Consider the following 20,643-nt stretch of genomic DNA (forward strand, 5'->3'; position numbering starts at 1 on the left):
AATGAGGTATTAAAAATGCAAGAAAATGTGCTAATTATCGCTGTGCAGAGGAAGAAAGATGATGAATGTCGGTTTAAATATTCGCTAGAAGAACTAAAGGCGTTAACAGAAACGGCTAAAGGCCAAGTCATTGAAGTGGCCATGCAAAAACGGGATCATCCACATCCAGCCACGTATTTAGGTGCGGGGAAATTAACTGAAGTAAATCAATTGATTGATATAAAAGCTATTGATTTAATTATTGCTAATGATGAATTATCAGCTTCTCAGACCCGAAATTTACAGGCTGAATTTGATCTTCCTGTCATTGATCGCAGTCAATTAATTTTAGACATTTTTGCAAGTCGAGCAAAAACAAACGAGGGGAAGCTTCAAGTTGAACTGGCTCAATATCAATATCTGTTACCGAGGCTGCATGGGCAAGGGCTAGCGCTTTCAAGACTCGGTGGAGGAATTGGCACGAGAGGCCCAGGGGAAACCAAGCTAGAATCTGATCGAAGACACATAAATAGAAGAATTGATGAGATTAAACGAAAGCTAGCAACTGTTGCGAATCAACGCCATCAGTATCGATCACGCCGAAAAGCCAATCACACCTTTCAAATTGCTATTGTTGGCTATACAAATGCGGGAAAATCAACACTTTTTAATCAGCTAACACAGAGTGATGCCTTTGAACAAGATCAACTGTTTGCGACATTAGATCCACTCTCAAGACAATTGAAGTTGCCTTCGGGACTTAATGTTATCTTGACTGATACGGTTGGATTTATGCAAGATTTGCCAACTGATTTAATCGCTGCTTTTCGCTCTACACTTGAAGAAGTAACAGAAGCAGATTTGATCTATCATGTTGTTGACGCTTCCCATCCTGATCAACATCATCAGCAACAAACGGTTAATCAATTACTTCAGGAATTAGGTGCTGATCAACTCCCCACCTTAACTTTATACAATAAGACTGATTTAATCGCCACTGATTTTATCCCGTTGCACAAACCGGCTTTAACAATCAGTGCATTTTCAGTATTAGATTGTAAGAAGCTGCTCAAGGAAACTGAAGAATTAATTAAACAAGAATGGAAACATTACTCTGTTCAGATCCCAGCTGATCAAGGCAAAAGGTTACAACAATTAAAGCAACATTCGATTATTACCGATAATACGTTTATTGAGGTTGAGGAAAGTTATTGGCTACAAGGTTATCTACCTGATAACCATCCGCTTACACCAGAGTGATTTTTTTCAGAAAGTGGTATGCTTAATGTGGTTTACTCTATATTACTGGGGTGTCCTATGATATCCTTGAAGAAGTTGTAGGTGTCCGTGGCGAAAATTCGGGATCTTTAATGGATTTTGGGGTAAATTATCATGCCATCCCATTAACAAATACAAATGAAATCGATTTACTTAACAAATCAATTAATGAACAAACAAAAATGATTGCTATCAGCGATCAAAAAGATATGCCAACCCTCCTTCATTCGCAATGTGGTTATATCAAAATCTAATACTATACTTATAGGAAATGATGGGCTTTAATAACAAATAGACAAAATGTATTAAATGTTTTGAAAATTTCAATGTAAAAAAAGCTAACATCTGTTGACAACTATTTTTCCGTGTGTGTATAATAAGATTATGGAAAGCAAGAGAGGAAAGGGGAGAATGTTATGAGTGATCTAGATAGACGTTCGCAGCCCTTATTTTCCATAGGTATAGTCAAGGATTTGACTGATTTGACCGCTAGACAAATTCGTTATTACGAAGAACATCAATTAATTCACCCGGCTCGAACAGAAGGAAATCAACGATTATTCTCTTTCAATGATGTCGATCGGTTACTGGAAATTAAGGAATTGATCGAAAAAGGGATTAATCTTGCTGGTATTAAACAAGTTTTACAGCTCAAAGATTTACCAACTACCGAGAAGGGATCAGATAGTGAAATGGACAAAAAACCTGAATTATCTGAGAAAGAATTGCGTAAACTATTACGGAATGAATTAATGCAGTCAGGCCGACTTGGAAAAACCTCGTTGCGTCAGGGGGAATTATCACGATTCTTCCATCATTAAAGAATAGTTAAAGGAGAGGACAAACATGGGAACAAAGTTTACCGTAGAACAGATTAAGCAGAAAATCAAAGAGGAAAACGTTAGGTTTATTCGGCTACAATTTACAGATTTACTTGGAACGATCAAGAATGTTGAGATTCCTCTTAGTCAATTAGACAAAGCATTGAATAATGAGATGGTGTTTGACGGTTCTTCAATTGAAGGTTTTGTTAGAATTGAAGAGTCAGATATGAAGCTATATCCTGACCTGGATACTTTTGTTGTCTTCCCTTGGACATCAGAAAAAGGTAAAGTAGCACGTTTCATCTGTGATATTTACACGCCAGAAGGAGAGCCATTCCTAGGTTGTCCGCGTGTTAATTTGAAGCGAAACCTTAAAAAGATGGAAGATATGGGATTCACAGCCTTTAATATTGGAACGGAGCCAGAATTCTTCTTATTTAAACTAGATGAAAAAGGAGATCCGTCATTAGAACTTAATGATAAAGGTGGTTACTTTGATCTTGCTCCAACTGATTTAGGTGAAAATTGCCGTCGTGATATCGTGCTTGAATTAGAAGAAATGGGCTTTGAAATTGAAGCTTCGCACCATGAGGTAGCGCCAGGGCAACATGAAATTGATTTTAAATATTCTGATGCAGTCAAACATGCTGACGATATTCAAACATTTAAATTGGTGGTTAAAACGATTGCGCGTAAGCATGGTCTGCATGCAACCTTCATGCCAAAACCGTTGTTTGGAGTAAATGGTTCAGGTATGCACTGTAACATGTCACTATTTAAAGGTAAAACAAATACATTTTTAGATGAAGAAGGCGAATTGAAATTAAGCAAAACAGCTTATCAATTCATCGCTGGTATTATCGATCACGCGCAAGCATTTACTGCGGTTACAAACCCAACCGTTAACTCATACAAGCGTTTAGTGCCAGGTTATGAAGCGCCTTGTTATATCGCTTGGTCAGGTTCAAACCGTTCACCACTTATCCGTATTCCAGCATCTCGTGGATTAAGTACACGTGTTGAGGTGCGTAGTGTAGATCCATCTGCTAACCCATACTTAGCTCTTACTGCTTTACTTGCATCAGGTCTTGATGGGATTGAGCGTGGTTTAGAAGCACCATCATCAGTTGATCGCAATATCTATGTCATGGACAAAGAAGAGCGTGAAGCAAATGGTGTTAAAGATTTACCAGCTACACTTTATGAAGCACTTGTTAATCTCTCTAATGATGAAGTCATTACTCAAGCATTAGGTGAGCACTTATTCGAACACTTTGTTGAATCTAAAGAAATTGAATGGGATATGTTCCGTACACAAGTACACCCATGGGAAAGAGAACAATATATCCAAATGTATTAATCAGTTAAACCCTAGAGCCACAATGGTTCTGGGGTTTTTTTGTTCTTTGGGAGGCCACCGTTTTGGTAAATAAAACGATCACAGATAACGTCCGTAAACCCCCCTCAAAATAGAGAGTAGACCAAGTCGATTGAGGTGGGTGATAGTTCGTTTTATAACAGTGAGAAGAGCAACGAAATGGATATGACAGCATTTCTGCTATCATATCCATTCTATATCTATAATATTATCAATCTTTAAAAACTCTAAGCCGTCAGCTACTTCAACTTCCAATCGTCTTAAATCAAGCTGACGTATAATGATGCCTTGATATTTTAGCACGCGCTTGTTTTTGTAATAGGTGATCTCAACAACAGATTTAAACTCAATAGCTTCTATGACTGTTCGTTCAAGTTCTTCCAACTTATCTTCAGATAAAATAGGTTTAATCACATCGTTTAATTCTTCATAATGTTTACGTATTAACTCTTTGTGCTCAGGTAAGATCATTCGACTAGCTTCCCATACTAAATTAGATCCTTTTGTAAGTTTATTTTTCATGATGCCGTCTCCTTATAAGTTTACAATAAGAACGTTCGTTCTATATTTTACATCTTAGGGCTTACTCAATACAAACTTATTTATTGGCAGGTCTAGTAGTTTTTAACTATCTGTTGTTAAGGTTTGTAGTATTAAAATGGTACGATTAGCTTTTTAATAATTGGTAGTATAAAGATAAATATGGTAAACTTATTTTGCTGTGTTTTTAGTTTTAAAAAAGGGGGAAGAATTTTGAAAAGATTATTAATATTGCTAAGCGTGTTATTATTGGCTGTTTTCCTTATTTCAGCATGTTCTCAAGATGAATCCGATCAACAAGATATTGATGGGAGCAATGAACAAGGTGATGTAGAGGAAGATGGTGCAGAAGAAAGGTTAGCTGATGTTGAAGTCACGATACCAGCTTCTTTTTATGAAGGAGAACTAGATACCGATCAGATTAAAGCGGAAGCTGATGAGGTTGGAATTACTGAAGTAACAGTTAATGACGATGGATCAGTTACTTATACAATGCCTGAATCTGTACATGATGAGTGGCTAAGTGATTATGCGACTGAAATTGAAAGTACAATGGCTGAGCTTGTTTCAAGTGCTGATTTTGTATCAATTAGTGATGTGACAGCAAATAATGATTACTCAAGTTTTACAGTTGCTGTTGACCAAGAAGTTTATGAAAATAGCTTTGATGGTATAGCAGCCTTTTCACTTGGGATTTCAGGCTTGTTTTATCAGTTAATGAATGGGGTTAATCCAGATGACTATAACGTCACCATTGACATTGTTGATGAAGAGTCTGGAGAAATTTTTGATAGTGTCATTTACCCAGATGATATGAATGAATAGTAAAAAATAAAAGTCACCTTTTGGTGGCTTTTATTTTTTATATATTTTATTTTACTTTTAAATGGAACAAGTAAAAGGCTACTTTAGAGATATAAATAAAACGGCTCGTTCTTCCTATTTACATCAGATGATATTTCAATTAACATAAATTGAGGTTTGTTACATAGATTACGTTAGTTCTCGTTTTTCTATCTTTAATTAAAAATTAATTTTGAATAGTATGGCTAAGAGAACTTCTAGTATAGAATTCAGGTTCTGATTACATTAAAAAGCGAGGAGAATGAAAATAAAGATGGGTTTTAAAAAATATGTAAAAATCGCCATTTTATCAGTAATTATTAATTTTCTGAGCATTTTTAGCGTTATTTTAAGCGTTTGGTCGTTAATTATGCTTCTGATCGCATTATTTGTGAAGAGAAATAAAAAATCCTCAAGAACTCAAAAAGATAAAAAGTTAGTTGGTGTGATGCAAATTGCTTTAATTGGAGTAGCTATTTTTATTAGTACTGTACATGCATTTATTAGTGTGGTTATGTTTAACTATATCGTACAGACCTATTTGAGTAGTTTCCAAATCATTTTTATCTTGTTGGCAGGTTTAGGTATAGTCGTTTACTATTATTTCAGCATTAATCTATTTAAAGAAGTTTTGAAATTTGTAAAGCAGAAGGAGTCTGCATGATGAACATAAAGTAATAAAGTGTAGTTTGCTATATTACAAAGCCACTAGTTATCTAAAGAAGTCTACCTATATCCCTTTAAATGGAAATGATGAGGTAGGCTACTACAGGATTAGTGGTTTTGTATTTCCTTAATTAAGAAGCATGTTTTAATGGTGATATCTCTACTTCGTTTTTGGCTGCTTCAATGAGAAGGAAAATAGCTGTTAAAATATGTAGAACCATGCCTACAAATGGAATGAACCCAACACACGAAGTAACAATACCAAGTATATGGCCAACCTTCTTCATGTTACTTTTAATACTTAATACGAGCCCAATTATATGTAAAGCTAGCATAAGCATAAGGGGTGTCCAAGCTAAACCAATAATGATTGTACCCCCTAATACGGGAATCCCCCAAAGCGCTTCTAATCCACCTGTAACCTATTTCAAAATTCTTGCTTCTTCTTTTATTTTCAAACCATAATTACAATAATATTACACTATAGTTTTGGTTCTTTTTCACTATTTACTTGAAAATTATCAGATATAAAAGTAAATTTGCCTAATCTAATTGGTGTTCATGTATTGATATTATGAATTATCATGTAAGTTTTTCATAAATATGGGGAAATTATGATAGTCAGATAGCCGCGTGCTCTGAATCGCACCTTATAATGCTGACAGATGTTGATCTTATTATTGAAAGCAATCGTAAATAAAACAAAAAACGGGAGGTTTTTCAAATGGGATTGTTTGGTGGGAGCTCTAATGATAAAAAAATGGATAAAGAAGAAAAACAATTAGCTAAGTTTATGGAAAAATATCAACTTGAGGAATTAGACGAAAAAGATTTAGTTGTTTTACAACGTATCGCTAATGACCTTGTCGGTAATAACTTCTTCAAGGTTGGTTTGGCTTTCAGCTTTGCTAAAGCTGAAGAGCAGGCGAAAGTGTCGTATTTGTCTGCTATGGTTGAGCAAAATTGGATGATCATTAGACAACTTAGTCGCTTGAATAAAAATATTGAAGCAATGAACAATAAGTTATCTGAATAATACCTATTTAATGGCGTATAGATAAAAAGAACCTGCAATCAGCGGACATTTTCGTTCATCTCCTACTGATTGCAGGTTTGTTGAGTGAATCCGAACATTAGCGTCCGTTATCACCCAGCTCAATTGAGTTACTCTACTCCCCCTTCAGCACTTTGTCTATACAGTTTTTCTCCTTTAAATATATATACAAATATTGAAATCAAAATGATTAAAGAGAGGATTTGATTGGAAGGTCAAGATTTTGCAGAAATGAAGTTAATTTTCACTAACTCAACTTTCGCACACTGAAAATAGTCATTGAACCTTGATCGTGTTCAATAGACGCGGTATTCAATAGGCTTGTTGACTTTACGTCTGCATGGATGTGCCACATACGTTTAGCACGTTATTTCGTTTCGAAAAGCAAGGGATTCGCTTTTCGCGGGGATGGCTTCAGCTAACTTGAGTCGCAAAGATCACGCCTCAAGTGGATCTTCAGCTCATCCTAATCCCACAGAAGTCTCATCCCTTGCTTATCTCCACTTCGACTGGGAATGCTTCATGCGATTTCTCTATTTTGCGTGCGATCGCAACTAATTTTCATGTGAAGTTCTCACTTTGCGTGCGATTTCCTGAGTAAGCCCAACCGCACGAAATAAAGCGAATTCTTATTCTGTGATGTCTTCATGATCTACATGGCGTAAATCTAACACCCACGGCTAGGGAGACACTGCGTTTACCAAGATGTCTCCCTTGTGATTGGGAGAGTGAAAGCAGAACATATCTCACCTGCGCATCTAAAACGAAAGGTTTATAATCAATCGAAAAGCGGTTGTCTATTATTATTTCAGTATAAATCTATTTAAAGAAGCATTGAGAAATAGCAAAACAGAAGGAATCTGAACGATGAAAATAGCATAGATGTGAACTACTGCTATCGGAGCATTAGAAGTATAATCAGAATTAAATATGAGCTTAAAGAATCATTTATTTTACATATTATTTCCATTTAAATGTAACGACGCCTGTCTTGGGTAATAAGAAATGCTTAAAAGGTTTTATATTCCAAAATAATCAAGTTATATGTATAATAATACAAAAAAATACAGAGGTATTTGCTTATAAGTTAAAAAAGTTATAAGAAATTTTGGTAGTGACACGCCAATCATAAAACTACATACCTTATATTAATTCTTATCTATTTGCATGCAAATTACAAGCTGAAATCGCTTATAGTAAAAGTGTACGTAAACAATAGGTGAAAACAAAAAATTTAGTGTAATCTTAATAAGACCTATTAACTGTGTAAAACATTTGATTAATACTACTCTCTAATTAATGATTTTGAAAGTGCTCCCAACCTTATAAATAAACGTTAATTGACCGTTGATTACTGGAGTAAGCAATAGCTGGCTAGAAGCTGTTTATTTTACTTTATCGTACGCCGACATGTGAGGATTAGTATTATTGCGCCATCAGCTTGTTTTTTTAATAGCATCTGTAGTAAGTGATCGATCGTTTAGTAAGTGGATAAGATGTTCCAAAGATTTCTGTAAAAATAGTCATTAATTAAATGATTTATTGTATATCTAGGTTTGGTGGTCATATTTACTTCTTAAAAAAATTTAAGCGTTGTGAATAAAACTGTAAAGTATGATTACACTTGTATTTCATGTGAATTAAATGGAGTAGAAGTGTTAAATATATAGAATGATTTAACAAAAATGAGAAAATATAATTAGGCCAAAGCCCCCTTTTAAGAAGAAAGAATGTGATGGTAGTATTATTATAAATGGACTTTTAAGTGAAAATTGAATATAAAACTTTATTTTATAGATGATGTTTTTTCTAATTTGAATTTTATTAAAAAGAAGACATTTATTTATTGTATCAAGATTTTCAACTTCTTTTAGCAAACTAGTTAGTAATAAATTTTAGAATGAATAGGTCTTTAGTTTCGCGCATAATCAATTAAGTTTTTGGTTGCGCTTGTTGATTAAGTAATTAAATGTATATTGACGAGCACTATTATTGTAGAAATGAAGCTATTGTATAATCTTTTCCATGAGTTGTCTTTTTAAAAATGAATGCAGGTGTATTAACACCTGATGTATCCATATATAGAAGTTTATATCATTTATTGAAAATTCGAATTTTTTAGGGGGGGAATTAAATGTAGAAATAGTGATTGTTTATAAAAGAAAAATTCATAACTTTTGTTATGTGAATGCATTTCATAATTCAGCTATTTGGAGTAGAAGACGAACAATATGTAAGTTTTCAATGAACAAAGGAAGCCGGAGAATGAACCGCTAAGAGTAAAAACATCAGGTAAAGCTTCACTTAAGGGAATGTTAAATTGAAAGCGTCACATCATGTGTTAACATCGAACTGATCAACATCCTGTTGACCTTAGGCGATGCCTTTAAACAAGCGAAGTCATTAGCAGATAAAGCGTGTTCAAGCGCTCAAAATCATGACGATAATCGCACGATTTTAGTTATTCATTTAAATGTGTTTGTTTTTAAAATAGGATTAGATCATAAAGTAAGTTCATTATTTTTGATGTGTTAAGTTGGTTACTACGAATAGTTGAATACCGTTGTAAGGTATTCTTTCTAATATACTTATTAAGATAGTTGGAAATTCACTTACCTATTCATGATTTAATAGTTATTGATTAGTATTTACAATCTTAAGAGTAAATAAGACTCTGACAATGATTTTATAATTGCTATTTTTATTATAAAAAGAGTTAGTGTTTGTTAGTTAGAAATACATACAATACGAATATTATAGCTCATATTGAAAGAGGTAATGCTAATGAAAACTGTAGGATATAGTGAGTTAGAACTTGCATGGGAAATTGATAATCATCAATTTATTAGGGCCATTCAAGCTGATTCTAATAAGATATTATTGAGGAGGTTGACTGGTGATGATGAAATATCTGAAGGGTTATTAATTAAGGAATTTCAGATTCGTCAACAATTTGATATACCTTGTATGTTAACCCCGCTAGAAATAGTTGATAAAGGGATAGCTTTTGAAAATATAGAAGGCCTAAGTTTAAGTGAAGCGTTGAAAAGTCACGCATATTCTATTGAAGAATCGCTAAAGATAGCGATTCAACTTGTTAAGTCAGTTGAGCAATGTCAGCATATAAAAGAAATTAAGTTTATGGTTAAACCAGATCGCATTATTTTATCCGAAGATTTGGAAGTTAAAATATTACCTATGGTTTCGACGAAGGAATCATTGGAAAGTAAATATCAATCGCCTGAAGTATTGCTTAAGAAAAACTATGATCAACGTTCTGAATTATATAAGCTAGGTATGCTGTTATATGAAGTATTTGCAAGAGGTAAAAATCCATTTTCTAGATACAATAATCAGGATTGGACCCATAATCACATAGCTGTTGAGGCGATTCAATTAATAAGAATGAATCGGAAAGTCCCTAAGATGGTTAATTATATAGTTATGACACTTTTATCTAAAAATCCAGAAAATAGATACCAAACATGTGGTCAACTACTTAAAGATTTAACGAAGTGCTTAGTCGCGTTAAAAGAGACAGAGAAAATTGACTCATTTCGCTTATCCATTGAACAACTAGATGGATTTTTTAAAATTCCAAAACACTATTACGGAAGGGATAACGAAATTTGTCTAATGTATGATTTATTTCAAGACGCTTCCAATGGTTCAGTAGAATTAGTGTTTCTACATGGGCCTGTTGGAATAGGGAAAACAACTTTAATAAACAATCAATTTAGAAAAATGATTTATAACAGAGCATACTTTACTTCGGGTGAATTTGATCAGACCCAAAATCATACACCTTATCAACCATTGATTACAGCTTTTCAAGATGTAGTTAGTGAAATTTTAACACAAACGAATCAACAAATGGGCAAATGGAAAGAAGTAATTTTGGATGCAATTGGAGATCAAGCACACCTTATTACTAATGTTATACCAGAATTAACGTCAATTATAGGAGAGCAAACAGCAATAAGCTTAATGTCTGTTGAAGAAAAAGAGCAGAAATTTATCCAGGTATTTCAACAATTTATTCAAGTATTTATCAATAGTGGTCAGCCACTAGTCTTATTTTTAGATAACTTTCATTTGGCTGATCAACCATTCATTAAACTAATTCGTTCTTTAATAATGAAACCAAACACAACCAGACTAATGCTGATTTTAGGCTGTAGAGACGATGGTGACAGAGCGCAATTTGAGATGATAAAAGATCAATTTGAAATGATTGATCAGTATGGCGTTCGGTGCACGGAATTGGAATTGTTAAATTTATCAATGAAGGAAGTTAACCAGTTAGTAGCCGACACACTTCATAGTGATCCAACTAAGACTGTAGCATTGACTAAATTAATTTATAAAAAGACAGCAGGAAACCTTTTCTACACGAAACAATTACTAAAAGTTATTTATGCCAACGATTGGATAATGTATAATAATGTGACGCAAACATGGGAATGGGACCAAGAGGCGATTCAATCAGTTAAAGAGCAGAAGTGTTTAATCAATTATATGATTCATAAAATTGATCGACTGCCTAAAGTCGTGAAAAAGGTGTTAAAGATTATCGCTTGTTTTGGTTATGTTTTTGAACGATCAGAAATTGAACGGTTTTCAGATTTCTCAGTTAAAGCAATTGCGGACGCGATACATCGCGCTGAAAAAGAGGGGTTAATTTTTTCTGAAACGCTTAATAATCAGGATCAGCGCTATCATTTTTTCCATAACCAGATTCAACAGGTTATTTATGATTTAAATAGCGAGACTGAAAAAAAACGAAATCATTTAGAATTAGCAAGATTTTTTGTTGATTTAGGGCCACAAGATGATTTGATATTTAAAACAGTCGATCATTTTAACAAAGGCAGAGATATGATTCAAGAAACAAGTGAAAAAGAGCAGCTGATCGAGTTGAATTACAAAGCAGGTTCATTGGCTAAGGAATCAAATGATTATGTTACTGCTCTGCACTATTACCGAAGCGCTGTTATGAGTATGGAGCAACTAAAGTGGGATAAATGTCATGATTTTTGTTTTAATCTGTATTTAGAGTTAGCAGAATCGGAGTATTACACTGGCCATGAGCAAGAAGTTGAAATACTACATGAAAAATTATTACAACGCGCTCACGCAAGTTCAGATAGCCTATTGGTATATAGTCAAAAGATTTTAAACTATATTAATTGTGGGAAACCGAAAATGGCTTTAGAAGTAGGAATCTATTCTCTTGAAAAGATTAATATTGATATTCCAAGAGAACCAACCCCGCAACTTGTTAGAGAAGAGATGGTGTTAACAAGGCAACGTCTTGCTGGGGATTTTAAAAAATTAAGGTATTTACCTAATGTTAAAACACGTGAAATTTATACCATCATGAAGGTTTTATTTGAATTATTAATCCCTAGCTTTCTAATAAATAAAAGCGTTTTTTCTGTTATTATTTGTAAACTTATGCGTTTAATTATAGAATATGGAAAATATGAAGATGCGCCTGCTGTTTTCGCTGTTTATGGTTCTTTATTGTGTCTTGAATCGAAAGCATTTCCAGAAGCTTACTCTATTAGAGATATTGCGTTAAGTATGGTAGTAGAGGAAAATACTCCTTCAGTAAAAAGTAAAACTTATATGGTTTTGGGGAGTGCATTCTATCATTATGGTAACGAGGAGATTATCAATAAAGAAGAATACTTAAAACAAGCTATTGAATTTGGAGGATGTATTGGTAGCGGAAACATTTATACCAGTATGGCTATTTTAAAACACACATTTTTATCATATGAGAAAAAAACATTAGTGGATTTGTTAGAATTAACGGATAGATACATGAGGATCCTACAACAATTTAATGATGGATTGGTGTATGATAATGTCATGCTCTTTTCACAATTTATTTTGTGCATGAAAGGACGAACGAGCGACCCTTTATCAATGGATAGTGATGATTTTAATGAAAAGCATTTTATGGTTGATATTGAAGCTAAAGACACAAAAGATATGACTCTATTTAATTATTATCTATACAAAACCCAAATTTGTTATTTAAACGCAGAATATAGTAAGGCGGTGTCATATGCTTTAAAAGCAGATAATTATGTTGAATATTCTGATCATTACAATTATCTAGTTGATCATTACTTTTACAAAGCAATAGTTATGTTGAAATGCTGGAAGGATCAGAGTGGCACTAAACAATTGGAGTGGAATCGTGAGTTGAGGATTGTTCTAGAACAGCTTGCGCATTTTCGGAAATATGATGAGAAATGTTTTGCCTACAAAGAATGGTTGATTCGAGCTGAATACGCTAATGTTTTTGGTTATCTTGATAAAGCAGAAGAGTTATATGAACAAGCGATAGCTTCGGCAGAAAAGAACGGAAATCGGTTAAGTAAGGCGTTAACTAATGAACTTACGGGGCAGTTTTATCATGAAAGAGGAAAAATAAGAATTGCGCTAATCTTTCTGAAAGTGGCTATTCAAGAGTATAATGAGTGGGGAGCGGGTTGGAAAGCGCGCTTTATTGAACATGGATATTTTGATAGGATGACAGACGATGTCAATCACCTAATAATAAAAAAAGAATCTCCATCACAAGAAATGAGTCGAGACTTAAGTATTCGTTCGAAGACAAAATTAGACAATATTATTAGAGCATCAGAAGTAATGTCAAAAGAAATAAACTTTTCCGATGCACTTAAAGAATTAATGTGTGCTATTAAACGAGAATCTCTAGCAGAAAAAGTTATTCTTTTTACCAAACAAGAAAATGTGGTCATTGTCACTTCGATTGTGCAAGGAATAGATGATGTCTCGATGCCCAATAAGCCAATTGATGAATCAAAGGAGATTCCGCATCAAGTCATTAGATATGTTGATCGTACGAAGAAACTTGTTAACACATCTAATAATACACATGCAGAAATCTATAAGGGGACGTCGTATATTATGGAATATTCTCAAAAATCCACATTATGTATGCCGCTCTTTATCCAAGGTCAGTACGTGGGAATTCTTTATTTGGAAAATCGTTGGATTGCCAATCTGTTTTCTGAAGAGCAATTTTCTATCTTGAAATTTCTAGGTACCCAAGCTATGTTTGTGACGAGATTAATAGAACCCTTTAAATCTGATACTATAGATTTGAAACAAGCACTTTATAAGAATGATAATGTGGATGAAGAGCTAATGATTTATGATGATCTCACTGACAGGGAACTTGAGATTATTAACTTAATGGCAGCTGGGCATTCAAACAAAGAGATAGCAAAAATCTTAGGTGTGAAAATCGGAACGATAAAAGTTCATATACATAACATCTTCTCTAAATTAGATGTTAACCGACGAACAATGGCAATCTTTAAAGCGAATCAGTTAAAACTCATAAATTAAGTTTAGAAGAGGGTGTCCTAAATAATCACTACACAGTGACTTTTTATGGACACCCTCTTTCTTTAGCTTTAAATGATTTTTTAATATAGTTGACGCTATTCGTAATAGGCATAGATCTATAACTTAACTTTTGCAGTTCAGATTTGTACTTAAATCATTAGCATGACAAGCTTACGCGGCTGTTGAATAGCAAATTGAATGTTAATTGTTAAGTGCTGAAAATGAAAAAAATAAATTTTATACAGGAATTATAACTTTTGATATACGTAGAGAAAGTGATTTTTGTTGTAGGATAACTATATTATTCAAATCAAGCAGAATGGAGTGGTAAAATGCAAGATTTTGAAGCGTTAAAAGAGATCACTGCATTAATTAAAAAAAGGTTTCTCATGATCATATCAATTGCAATTTTGGCAGGGGTTATCAGTGGGATCTTTACTTTTAGAGTAACACCAACTTATTATTCGAGTGCTCAATTTTTAGTGAATCAAATGAGTGAAGACGAAATCTACCAATCAAATCAAATTAGTGTCAATTTAGATTTAATTAATTCCTATAAAGACCTTATCGTCAGCCGGCAAATATTAGACATCGTATCAGAAGAGTTGGACAGGCCGATTTTTGCTAATTCTATTGAAATAGATAATAGAAGTGGTTCACAAATTGTTACATTAGGTGCTTTTGATTCAGATCCAACAGATGCAGTAATTTTAGCTAATACTGTTGTTGAAGTTTTCCAAAAAGAATTGCCTGGAATTATGCAGGTAGATAATATAAATATTATTAGCAGAGCATCGACGGCACAAAAACGGGGACCTAATATATCATTAAATATTACCATTGCTACCGTATTAGGTCTAATAATCGGAGTAGGTATTGTTTTAGTATTAGGCTATTTAGATAACACGATAACATCAGAGAAGGATGTTAAAAGACAATTGGATCTTCCTGTTTTGGGTGTGATTGGTCATGCTCAACCAAGAAATATTAAGAAATTTCATGACATTTTTAAGGTTAACGGAAATTAGAAAGGGCGTATTTACGAGTGAAAAGAAATAGAAAATTAGACTATGATCAAGCTGATCGAGTAACGAACAAAATGCAAGATTCACATATTACGGCACAATACTTAACTTTGAGAACAAATGTAGAATACTTCATGAAAAAAAACAAGATGAAATCATTGATTATTACTTCTCCAGAATTTCAGGACGGAAAGTCAATGGTGAGTGCAAATTTAGCTGTTGCCTTTGCTAAACGAAATTACAGAGCATTAATTATTGATGCCGATATTCGTCATGCAAGTTTGCATTGTTATTTCCAAGAAAAAAATAATCATGGCTTATGCAGTATCATTAATGGTAAGAAACAATTTAAAGATGTTGTGATTCGTAGCCGGGTGAAGAATCTGGATTTATTAACAGGCGGTTCGATTTCTGCCGACCCGACGGAATTATTGGCATCAAATAAAATGACTGAATTACTAGTTGAAGTAAATAAAATCTATGATTTAGTAATTTTTGATACACCAAACATTTTAGGAGTTGTGGATACGAGAATCTTGGCAAATATTTGCGATGTTTCCCTTTTAGTTGTTCGCAGTATGAAAACAAATTCGGAAAAAGCTTCTAAAGCAAAAGAAATATTGGAAAACGCAGAAGCAGAATTAATAGGTGTGGTATTAAATGATCATGATAAAGATGATAAATTAGCAATATTACAAAAATATGATGTTAGTGAGATTGATATAGCCTATAGGTAGACTTAAAAAAGTCTACCTATAGTTTTTTTATGCTCATGATAGATAGCTTAATTTGCAAATGGATTAAGTTCAGTTTCTTTAACCAGTTTGAGAGGATTCTTTTGAAATGTGCATTTACTCTGGGAAAGGGAAACGTGCCAATACAAAAATGTTTCATTGCTTTACAAACGTATTGTTATCTTCGTGTTGACAAGCAAAAAAGTTGATTTGAGTTTGGAGTGAGGATGACTTTATCTAATCATTAAAAATCTCTATGTCGTTAATTTTTTAGAGGAATTATTTGCTTTTACCAAAGTCATTATTTTGATACCACGTATTTTCACATCTGTCATATCGATATTTATTCTCTTCTGAAATTTAACTTTATTTCCATATCAATCTACATTTTATTAACTTTTCTCCTATTATGGGCGGTAAAGTACATAGTTAAGGAATTATTTCTTAAAAAAATTGTCTAAATATAACTTTAGTTATATGTGAATTATTTTTTATTTTGTTATAAATAGTTTAAAGAAAAAAGTAGTGTTATTTATCAAAGCAAGTAAACGAATCAATAATCTACGTATATAAATTTCACAGTACCTAAGATGAATAACGAAGCAACTGTAATAATAACAAGTTAGCTCTCTATATATGAAGTCAAAAAAAGAACTTAAAACGTAATAGAAAAGCTTGTCTTCAGTAAAAGGAAAATAAAATAATGAACAGAGATACTTAATGTATGAGTTTATGGGTGATGTATCCTAACCCTTATCAATGGATGCACTCGGTCATACTGTGGGTTATATCAAAGATAGATAACCTTAGCGCAAGTCAGCAAGGGTGTGGAAGTGAGGACGGGTTAGATGCCCATTTTTAATTAAATTATGCCTTTTCGCTATTTAGTCTATCTGCAGATTTAGGATTGGAGATTAAAATATGAAATGATCACTTACGTAAGCCAAAACGCAATGTTCTTGATATTTGGCTTGAGTAATAAAACCTGAAAATCATTTATAGCAAATCGACAATGATGTTATCTTTTCTCTGATTTAAACACTAACAAGCGAGAAGTCAAAAAAATATATATTTAAGTTAGGAAAAACGACCAAAGTAAAAAAGTATACTATCCAAGATATTTATCAAAAAAATTTAAGGAGGTAGGTTATGAAAAAGATAAAAAAAGCAATCATACCAGCCGCTGGATTAGGAACAAGATTTTTGCCGGCAACTAAAGCAATGCCCAAAGAGATGTTACCTATTGTTGATAAACCAACGATTCAATACATTATAGAAGAAGCTGTTGCGTCAGGTATTGAAGACATTATCATTGTAACAGGTAAAGGGAAACGAGCAATTGAGGATCATTTTGATCATGCACCTGAATTAGAACGGAATCTTGCAGAAAAAGGAAAGTTAGATTTACTTGCTCAGGTAGAATATACTTCTAATCTTGCAGATATTCACTATATTAGACAAAGTCAACCCAAAGGATTAGGTCATGCGGTTTGGTGCGCGCGAAACTTTATTGGTGATGAACCATTTGCCGTATTGTTAGGCGATGATATTGTTAAAAGCGATGTTCCTTGCCTTAAGCAGTTAATAGAACAATACGAGAAAACTTATTCTTCTATTATAGGTGTTCAAAAAGTACCAGATGAAGAAACAAGTCGTTATGGAATTATAAACCCTGATAGCTTTGAAGGGCGACGTTACAAAGTTAATAGTTTTGTCGAGAAACCAGAACCAGGAACCGCGCCTTCCAATCTAGCCATTATGGGTCGCTACATACTTACACCAGAAATTTTCAGATTCTTAGATAAGCTGGAAGTGGGGACTGGAGGAGAGATTCAATTAACGGACTCAATTCAAAGATTGAATCATATACAACGTGTATTCGCTTATGATTTTGAAGGTGAACGCTATGATGTTGGAGAGAAACTAGGGTTTATAAAAACAACGATAGAATTTGCATTACTGAATAAAGAGTTAGGTCCTCATGTTGAAAAAATGTTAAAAGAAATGATACTTGAAGCAGTACCAAATTGATCTAATCTAATCAGTGTAGATATTAACTACTAGAAGCTAATTTGAAATAACTATTTGACTGAAACTGATGACAAGGTTGGTGAAGCGAGTTGCTGATAACAAAAGGTCATACAGAAGAAAAAAAGAATTATAATATTAAATACATTATGATCCCAGTAAATGAATCGCGTTTTTATCGTGTTTCGAAAAGATGTATCGACCTAATAATTGCTGGTGTAGGATTGATCATGTTATCTCCTGTATTTCTTATTATTGGACTTCTAATTAAATTAGATGATAGTCAGACTTCGATTTTTTTTAGTCAAGAACGTTTAGGTAAAGATGGCAAAAGTTTTAACATGTACAAATTCCGCTCCATGGTACCTAATGCAGAAGCATTAAAACATTCATTATTAGCTAATAATGAAGTAACTGGTCCAGTATTTAAAATGAAAAAAGACCCTAGGATTACGAAAATAGGTAAATTTATTAGAAAAACAAGTATTGATGAATTGCCACAGTTAATTAATGTTTTAAAAGGTGAAATGAGTTTAGTTGGACCTAGACCTCCACTGCCGGATGAAGTATTAAAATATTCAAGTTACCAAATGCAACGTTTGAAGGTTGTTCCCGGACTAACTTGTTATTGGCAAATAAGTGGTAGAAGTGATCTTGATTTTGAAGAATGGGTCTATTTAGATTTAAAGTATATAAGTGAAAGAAATCTGTTAATTGATCTTAAATTAATTGTTAGAACCGTTGTCGTTCTATGTGGTTCAAATGGAGCTTATTAATGTTCACCAAATATTTAAAGGATGAGATATAGTATGAATACTTCCGTATTAGTGCCAACTTATAAACGAACAAGCGATTTGCGACGTTGTTTATTAGCTTTGCAAAAACAAACTTTGTTACCAGACGAAGTCATCGTTATTGTTAGAGATACAGATTCAGAAACAAGACGATTTATAAGAGGACTTCAATCAACAAAGTATCAACTAGTAGAAAGGCTGGTGACTATTCCTGGACAAGTAGCCGCTTTAAATGAAGGTTTGCGAAGTGCGCGTGGTAAATTTATTTGTATTCTAGATGATGATACAGCACCGTATCACACCTGGTTACAAACCATTGTTGATCAATTTCATCTTGCCGATGATATCGGTGGCATAGGCGGGCGAGATTGGATAAATTACAAATCAATGAAAGGAAAAGCAAAAAAAAGAACGGTTGGGAAAATTCAGTGGTTTGGTCGGGTGATCGGAAATCATCACCTAGGTTATGGGCCTGTTCGCGATGTTGATGTGTTAAAGGGAGCAAATATGAGTTATCGTCGTGAAGCGATCAACGAATTGTATTTTGATGAAAGATTACTTGGAGAGGGGGCTCAGGTACATAATGACATGGCATTCAGCCTAAGTGTGAAGCGAAAGGGATGGCGTTTAATATATGATCCTCGTGCAATGGTTGATCACTTTCCTGCACGACGATTTGATTTAAATAAACGGGATGAATTTAATGCTAAAGCCTATTATCATGCTATATATAATGAAACACTAATCATATTAGAATATATGCCATCGCGCTGTAGAAGGTTAATCTATATTTTATGGACTGTGTTAATAGGTACACGCGATCGACCGGGTGTTCTTCACTTATTTCGCTCATTAAGTAATCAACCTTATTTAGTGATGGAAAAGTTTAAGGTTAATTTAAGTGTAAGATTATCCTTTGTCAAAAAAACAAAGGATAGGCAAGTATCTTAAAGGAGAAGTTTATGAAGAAGAAATTAGCGATCGTTGCGCATAATATAAATAATAAAGGCGGTATGGAGAAACATTTGTTGGAAATGATTAAGCGACTAAAGTATGATTATGCTATTACGGTAATTGCGACCGAATTAGATTGTGATTGTGAAGATGTCAAATTTATGAGAATCCCCATTCCACAACGACCTGTCTTTCTGAAAAGTATGTTATTTATGATTATTGTTAGCGTGATTCTCACTTTTAAAAAGTTTGATCTTGTCCATACAACAGGCGCAATTGTCCTAAATCGTGTTGATGTTTCAACTGTCCATTTTTGTCATAAAGCTTATCATCAATTGGGATTACATGATCGAGTGAAGGTCGTTAAATCAAATGCCCATCGATTAAATACTTGGTTTCAAAATCATTTTGCAAGAATAATGGAAAATCTGTGTTATCAACCTAAACGGATACCACAGTTAGTCGCTGTATCTGAACACGTGAAAGAAGAACTTACTAGATATTTTAATTATGATAATCAAAATGTGTCGATTATATATAATGGGGTCGATACAGAAGTATTTAAACCCGTAAATGAAGCAAGAAAGAAGATCTATAAAAGGAAAAGAAGAATACCAGAGGATGCTTTGGTATTTATTTTTGTTGGTGGAGATTGGACTCGAAAAGGCTTGCCGATTATGATAGAGGTATTTGTGCATCTTCGATCGACTTATCCAACGATTAATGCAAAGTTGTTGGTTGTAGGAAAGGGAGATGAAAAAAGGCTTCTTAGTGGACTCGATTCAAACATGAGAAATCACGTTATTTTTTATGGGTTTCAGGAAAATCCAACTGAATTGTATAATACAGCGGATATATATGTGCTTCCAAGCTTGTATGAAACGTTTAGTATTGCTTCACTCGAAGCAGCTGCATGTGGTTTACCTATTATCATGACAGAAGTTGGAATTTCAAATATTTTGGCAGAAAATGGAGTGACAGGTTTCACAGTTGAAAGAAATAAGCATTCTTTACAAGCGGCTTGTGAGACTTTATCGTTAAATACTCAATTAAGAAAAGAAATGTCGATCAAAGCGCACGAGAAAGCTAAGTATTTAACATGGGATCGGAGCTATATTTTATTTAAAGCACTATATAAAAATATTGTAAATTAA

General features: G+C 33.5%; 16 protein-coding genes. 14 read left to right on the top strand and 2 right to left on the bottom strand.

The features are described from left to right. The first annotated feature begins 15 nt into the window (after positions 1 to 15). The 4 genes from hflX (at position 16) to glnA (ending at position 3,441) form a co-directional block, all read left to right on the top strand. Positions 16 to 1,239, top strand: coding sequence for a GTPase HflX (gene hflX / locus JOE23_RS04425; RefSeq protein ID WP_204436088.1), 1,224 nt, complete (start codon positions 16 to 18; stop codon positions 1,237 to 1,239). Between the two features lie 41 nt (positions 1,240 to 1,280). Next, positions 1,281 to 1,511, top strand: coding sequence for a methionine gamma-lyase family protein (locus JOE23_RS04430; protein WP_338021890.1), 231 nt, complete (start codon positions 1,281 to 1,283; stop codon positions 1,509 to 1,511). 162 nt (positions 1,512 to 1,673) lie between these two features. Then, entirely contained in the window at positions 1,674 to 2,078 is a 405-nt protein-coding gene (locus JOE23_RS04435; RefSeq protein WP_204436090.1) for a MerR family transcriptional regulator, read from the top strand. Positions 2,079 to 2,103: 25 nt separating this feature from the next. Beyond that, complete coding sequence (gene glnA, locus JOE23_RS04440; RefSeq protein ID WP_204436091.1) at positions 2,104 to 3,441, top strand: type I glutamate--ammonia ligase; 1,338 nt, start codon at positions 2,104 to 2,106, stop codon at positions 3,439 to 3,441. 201 nt (positions 3,442 to 3,642) lie between these two features. On the opposite strand, the gene JOE23_RS04445 is transcribed toward glnA, so the two are convergent. Continuing rightward, a complete protein-coding gene (locus JOE23_RS04445; RefSeq protein ID WP_204436092.1) occupies positions 3,643 to 3,981 on the bottom strand; it encodes a YolD-like family protein in 339 nt (112 codons plus the stop codon). A gap of 231 nt (positions 3,982 to 4,212) precedes the next feature. Between JOE23_RS04445 and JOE23_RS04450 the strand changes: the two genes are divergently transcribed. Then, positions 4,213 to 4,824: a hypothetical protein gene (locus JOE23_RS04450; protein WP_204436093.1), complete on the top strand. Its 612-nt coding sequence runs from the start codon at positions 4,213 to 4,215 to the stop codon at positions 4,822 to 4,824. Positions 4,825 to 5,116: 292 nt separating this feature from the next. Then, a complete protein-coding gene (locus JOE23_RS04455) occupies positions 5,117 to 5,506 on the top strand; it encodes a hypothetical protein (RefSeq protein WP_204436094.1) in 390 nt (129 codons plus the stop codon). 133 nt (positions 5,507 to 5,639) lie between these two features. On the opposite strand, the gene JOE23_RS04460 is transcribed toward JOE23_RS04455, so the two are convergent. Beyond that, positions 5,640 to 5,900, bottom strand: coding sequence for a hypothetical protein (locus JOE23_RS04460; RefSeq protein ID WP_338021891.1), 261 nt, complete (start codon positions 5,898 to 5,900; stop codon positions 5,640 to 5,642). Positions 5,901 to 6,232: 332 nt separating this feature from the next. Between JOE23_RS04460 and JOE23_RS04465 the strand changes: the two genes are divergently transcribed. From JOE23_RS04465 to JOE23_RS04500, 8 genes are all read left to right on the top strand, one after another. Beyond that, a complete protein-coding gene (locus tag JOE23_RS04465) occupies positions 6,233 to 6,544 on the top strand; it encodes a hypothetical protein (RefSeq protein WP_204436095.1) in 312 nt (103 codons plus the stop codon). Positions 6,545 to 9,346: 2,802 nt separating this feature from the next. Then, on the top strand, positions 9,347 to 13,954 hold the full coding sequence (locus JOE23_RS04470; protein WP_204436096.1) for an AAA family ATPase: 4,608 nt from the start codon (positions 9,347 to 9,349) through the stop codon (positions 13,952 to 13,954). Positions 13,955 to 14,286: 332 nt separating this feature from the next. Then, a complete protein-coding gene (locus JOE23_RS04475) occupies positions 14,287 to 14,982 on the top strand; it encodes a YveK family protein (RefSeq protein ID WP_204436097.1) in 696 nt (231 codons plus the stop codon). A gap of 17 nt (positions 14,983 to 14,999) precedes the next feature. Further along, positions 15,000 to 15,716: a polysaccharide biosynthesis tyrosine autokinase gene (locus JOE23_RS04480; RefSeq protein WP_204436098.1), complete on the top strand. Its 717-nt coding sequence runs from the start codon at positions 15,000 to 15,002 to the stop codon at positions 15,714 to 15,716. A 1,146-nt stretch (positions 15,717 to 16,862) separates the two neighbouring features. Beyond that, positions 16,863 to 17,744 carry a UTP--glucose-1-phosphate uridylyltransferase GalU gene (galU, locus tag JOE23_RS04485; RefSeq protein WP_204436099.1) on the top strand — a complete coding sequence of 294 codons (882 nt, stop codon included), beginning with the start codon at positions 16,863 to 16,865 and terminating at the stop codon, positions 17,742 to 17,744. A gap of 146 nt (positions 17,745 to 17,890) precedes the next feature. Then, positions 17,891 to 18,517 carry a sugar transferase gene (locus tag JOE23_RS04490; protein WP_239585280.1) on the top strand — a complete coding sequence of 209 codons (627 nt, stop codon included), beginning with the start codon at positions 17,891 to 17,893 and terminating at the stop codon, positions 18,515 to 18,517. A 33-nt stretch (positions 18,518 to 18,550) separates the two neighbouring features. Continuing rightward, positions 18,551 to 19,486 carry a glycosyltransferase family 2 protein gene (locus JOE23_RS04495; RefSeq protein WP_204436101.1) on the top strand — a complete coding sequence of 312 codons (936 nt, stop codon included), beginning with the start codon at positions 18,551 to 18,553 and terminating at the stop codon, positions 19,484 to 19,486. A gap of 11 nt (positions 19,487 to 19,497) precedes the next feature. Continuing rightward, positions 19,498 to 20,643: a glycosyltransferase family 4 protein gene (locus tag JOE23_RS04500; RefSeq protein WP_204436102.1), complete on the top strand. Its 1,146-nt coding sequence runs from the start codon at positions 19,498 to 19,500 to the stop codon at positions 20,641 to 20,643.

The sequence above is a fragment of the Amphibacillus cookii genome, assembly GCF_016908375.1.
Classification (GTDB): Bacteria; Bacillota; Bacilli; order Bacillales; family Amphibacillaceae; genus Amphibacillus_C; species Amphibacillus_C cookii.

Bases quoted from the DNA above. Each gene is read 5' to 3' on its own strand.
- JOE23_RS04495 (WP_204436101.1), top strand. From the start codon at position 18,551: ATGAATACTTCCGTATTAGTGCCAACTTATAAACGAACAAGCGATTTG.
- JOE23_RS04465 (WP_204436095.1), top strand. From the start codon at position 6,233: ATGGGATTGTTTGGTGGGAGCTCTAATGATAAAAAAATGGATAAAGAA.
- JOE23_RS04470 (WP_204436096.1), top strand. From the start codon at position 9,347: ATGAAAACTGTAGGATATAGTGAGTTAGAACTTGCATGGGAAATTGAT.
- JOE23_RS04475 (WP_204436097.1), top strand. From the start codon at position 14,287: ATGCAAGATTTTGAAGCGTTAAAAGAGATCACTGCATTAATTAAAAAA.
- glnA (WP_204436091.1), top strand. From the start codon at position 2,104: ATGGGAACAAAGTTTACCGTAGAACAGATTAAGCAGAAAATCAAAGAG.
- galU (WP_204436099.1), top strand. From the start codon at position 16,863: ATGAAAAAGATAAAAAAAGCAATCATACCAGCCGCTGGATTAGGAACA.
- JOE23_RS04455 (WP_204436094.1), top strand. From the start codon at position 5,117: ATGGGTTTTAAAAAATATGTAAAAATCGCCATTTTATCAGTAATTATT.
- JOE23_RS04500 (WP_204436102.1), top strand. From the start codon at position 19,498: ATGAAGAAGAAATTAGCGATCGTTGCGCATAATATAAATAATAAAGGC.
- JOE23_RS04490 (WP_239585280.1), top strand. From the start codon at position 17,891: ATGATCCCAGTAAATGAATCGCGTTTTTATCGTGTTTCGAAAAGATGT.
- JOE23_RS04435 (WP_204436090.1), top strand. From the start codon at position 1,674: ATGAGTGATCTAGATAGACGTTCGCAGCCCTTATTTTCCATAGGTATA.
- JOE23_RS04445 (WP_204436092.1), bottom strand. From the start codon at position 3,981: ATGAAAAATAAACTTACAAAAGGATCTAATTTAGTATGGGAAGCTAGT.
- hflX (WP_204436088.1), top strand. From the start codon at position 16: ATGCAAGAAAATGTGCTAATTATCGCTGTGCAGAGGAAGAAAGATGAT.